This is a genomic window from Bacillus sp. LR_5, from assembly GCF_042709275.1.
On the sequence record NZ_JAVAXX010000436.1, the window covers coordinates 1 to 3,638 of the forward strand.

General features: G+C 42.7%; 4 protein-coding genes. 3 read left to right on the forward strand and 1 reads right to left on the reverse strand.

Annotation, left to right across the window (positions count from 1 at the left end; genetic code table 11):
* From mbl to flhP, 3 genes are all read left to right on the forward strand, one after another.
* The coding region (mbl, locus tag RAC86_RS36550) for a cell shape-determining protein Mbl (protein ID WP_377886768.1) at positions 1 to 760 on the forward strand (760 nt) is incomplete at its 5' end.
* A gap of 162 nt (positions 761 to 922) precedes the next feature.
* Positions 923 to 1,735, forward strand: a complete 813-nt coding sequence (gene flhO / locus RAC86_RS36555) for a flagellar hook-basal body complex protein FlhO (RefSeq protein WP_167408516.1) — start codon at positions 923 to 925, stop codon at positions 1,733 to 1,735.
* A 32-nt stretch (positions 1,736 to 1,767) separates the two neighbouring features.
* Complete coding sequence (gene flhP, locus RAC86_RS36560) at positions 1,768 to 2,577, forward strand: flagellar hook-basal body complex protein FlhP (RefSeq protein ID WP_015251037.1); 810 nt, start codon at positions 1,768 to 1,770, stop codon at positions 2,575 to 2,577.
* A 22-nt stretch (positions 2,578 to 2,599) separates the two neighbouring features.
* Here flhP and rapD read toward each other — a convergent pair whose 3' ends face one another.
* Positions 2,600 to 3,637: an aspartate phosphatase RapD gene (rapD, locus tag RAC86_RS36565; protein ID WP_377886769.1), complete on the reverse strand. Its 1,038-nt coding sequence runs from the start codon at positions 3,635 to 3,637 to the stop codon at positions 2,600 to 2,602.
* Between the last annotated feature and the right edge of the window lies 1 nt (position 3,638).

Sequence of the window (3,638 nt, forward strand, 5' to 3'; positions counted from 1 at the left end):
ACATTTTATTAACAAGCTGAATGTAAAAGGCCTGTTCTCAAAGCCGCGCATGCTCATTTGCTGCCCGACGAATATTACATCCGTTGAGCAAAAAGCAATTAAAGAAGCTGCAGAAAAAAGCGGCGGGAAACATGTGTACCTTGAAGAAGAACCTAAAGTTGCCGCTATCGGCGCGGGTATGGAAATATTCCAGCCAAGCGGTAACATGGTTGTAGACATCGGAGGCGGGACGACGGATATCGCGGTTATTTCAATGGGCGATATTGTCACCTCCTCTTCTATTAAAATGGCTGGGGACAAGTTTGACATGGAAATCTTAAATTATATCAAACGCGAGTACAAGCTGCTGATCGGCGAACGTACTGCGGAGGATATTAAGATTAAAGTCGCAACTGTTTTCCCAGACGCACGTCACGAGGAAATTTCCATTCGCGGACGGGACATGGTTTCCGGTCTTCCAAGAACAATTACAGTAAACAGTAAAGAAGTTGAAGAAGCCCTTCGTGAATCTGTCGCTGTTATTGTTCAGGCTGCGAAACAAGTGCTCGAAAGAACACCGCCTGAACTTTCTGCTGATATTATTGACCGCGGCGTTATTATTACCGGCGGAGGCGCGCTCTTAAACGGCCTTGACCAGCTGCTTGCTGAAGAGCTGAAGGTACCGGTCCTCGTTGCTGAAAATCCTATGGATTGCGTAGCCATCGGCACAGGTGTCATGCTTGATAATATGGACAAGCTTCCTAAACGCAAACTAAGCTGATTTCACAAACCTCATTCTGAAAAAGAATGAGGTTTTTTTATGAAAAAGCCTTCACGAAAAGATGTTAAATGACGATAATAGGATAAAATACTGAGTTTTTATTATAGAACGAACGTTCCTATATAACAACTGGAAAAAATGCCATTTTTAGAGGTGGGAAATTTGTTAAAAGGATTATATACAGCAACATCCGCAATGATTGCCCAGCAGCGAAGAACGGAAATGCTTTCAAATAATATTGCTAACGCAAATACATCAGGATATAAAGCTGATCAAGGCTCGATGCGCGCGTTCCCTGAAATGCTGCTCAGCAGAATAGAATCAAAATCTCCGGCCGGGACATCGAGGACGGAAATCGGTTCCGTGAATACCGGAGTGTATATGCAGGAGCTCAAGCCTCTCTTCACACAGGGAAGCCTGAAGTCCACAGACCAGCCTACAGACATTGCATTGATCGAAAATCAAGTTCCGATGAATGCGGAAACCAATGAAAAAGCTGCTCTTTTTTATCCGGTTCAAACAGCGGATGGAATCCGTTATTCAAAAAGCAGCACATTTTCACTAAATGAGAACAACCAGCTGACGATCAACGGACGCCCTATTTTATCGACGGGTCGCCAGCCAATCACTGTTGATAATGAGAATTTTACTGTGTCTGAAAACGGTACTGTGACAACGAACGGACGCACAGCCGGCCAGATTGATGTCAGAATGGCGGAAGATGTCCGCAATCTCAAACGGGACGGAAATGATTTGTACAGCACGGCGGACGGTAATGATCTGCCAAGCGCAGCCGGAAATAATCAGGTATCCTATTCATTAAAACAAGGCGTCTCAGAGCTTTCAAACGTGGATGTGACAAGCGCCTATACAGAAATGACTGAAGCGTACAGATCGTTTGAGGCGAATCAGAAGGTTATTCAGGCTTACGATAAAAGTATGGATAAAGCAGCAAATGAAATTGGAAAAATTTAAGATAACGGAAGAAAAAACGGGGGACATCAACTATGCTCAGGTCAATGCTAACGGCATCAACAACCTTAAACCAGCTGCAGCAGCAGATTGACACAATCAGCAGCAACCTTTCAAACAGCAACACAACCGGCTATAAGGCAAAAGATACGAATTTTTCTGAGCTTGTCAGACAGCAATTCGATCAGGTTGATGAAAAAAACGAGGAAGTGGCAAAAGCCCGAAAAACGCCGCCCGGCTTGCGCCTTGGCGTCGGAGCGATGATGAATTCACGCCTAGTCTCTGATCAAGGAAGCATTCAGAAGACCGATCGCGATCTGGATATCGCATTTACGTCTCCATACCAGTATCTTCAGGTAAATGTAAATGGAAACCGCCAGTATACGAGAGACGGAGCATTATATTTAACGCCTTCAGCCAATAATGCCAACCAGCTGCAGCTCGTCACTGGAAATGGGTATCCCGTACTTGATGAGAACGGCAATACAGTGAACATCGACAGCTCAATGAAGAATATCACCATCAATAAGAACGGCACCTTAACCGCAACTGATGGAAACGCGGTTCAGCGGTTTAATCTTGGCGTTGTCCAAGTGAATAACCCTCAAGAGCTGAAATCCGAAGGGAATAACCTTTTCTCTATTGATAATGCGGCAGCTTTTGAAGAGCTGAACGGCGCTAATAGACAAAACATCGGCATGCAGCAGGGCTCACTTGAGATGTCCAATGTCGATATTTCAGAACAAATGACAGATTTGATTACGTCCCAGCGTTCATATCAGCTGAACAGCAGAACGATCACAATGGGAGATCAAATGCTCGGTTTAATCAATTCAGTCAGATAATAAGAAAATGGGCGTTTTTCAATCAGCCGCGCATGATAAAAAAAGCGGCTTTTTCGAAATCGTCCTTTTTTTTGTAGTATTCCGTAATATCTTCTAACAGCACTTCTAAATCCACCCACGCCTCGATTTTTTCTAATTCAAGCACATATTCGAGCAGCTGCTCATAGGGATCTTCCACTGAGGTGTAGAGGGCTTCAAGCGTTTTTAATTTTAAATAAATGGTTTGAATGTCTACCTTTTCAGATAATTCTTTTCCTTTTTGAAGGACGGCTTTAGCTTCTGTGATGTTTCCTGTTTTAAAAAGCGCTCTGACAGACTCGTACACACAATGAAGATATGAGACTGGTGAATTCATTTCAAATTCTTGATTCTTTAATACTTTCCTAAAGTAAAGAAGCGCTTCCTGGTCTTTTTTCTCGGTCGCTTTTAAAAAGCCAAGGTTATAATAAGCATGGCATAGCAGGTTTTCGTCATGTAGTTGCTGGGTTTTCTTAATGATTTCTTTGAAAAGCTGTTCAGCTTTTTCATAGCGTTCTTGATCAATATAATTCACGGCGAGCAAAAGTTTACAGGTGATTACCTTTTTGATATAGCCGAATTGGTGCAAATAGATGTGTAATGCTTTTTTGACGTATTGGACGGAAAGCGGCGGTGATTTCATCAAGTAATAGGCGCCGGCGGTTTGATAATATAAATCAGCGGCTTCAAACGTATTGTGAATGGCGGCCAGGTACTGTTCAGCTTTTTTAAAATGATGTACTGCATGTTTCGGAGCTGTTTTTACCATCTCATATAACCCAGAGAAAAAATACAGATAATATTTCAATTCATCATCCATTTTGTCTTCCAGGCCATATAGGTCATCGAACAATGAATCGAGTCCGTTCTGGTTTTCAAAAAGCAGCTGATGGCGGGCCTGAAACAATTGATAACGCATCCAAAGTTTTGTGTTCTTTTTGATCTTCGGAAGGTGCTGGTCAATTTTCTCTTTCAGTGTGCAAACGTGATTCATTTTGCGTTTGCTCATTGCGGAATACCACTCGTCTAACATGTTTAGCATT

Coding starts and splice junctions, on each gene's coding strand:
- flhP (WP_015251037.1), top strand. CDS start 1,768: ATGCTCAGGTCAATGCTAACGGCATCAACAACCTTAAACCAGCTGCAG.
- rapD (WP_377886769.1), bottom strand. CDS start 3,637: ATGCTAAACATGTTAGACGAGTGGTATTCCGCAATGAGCAAACGCAAA.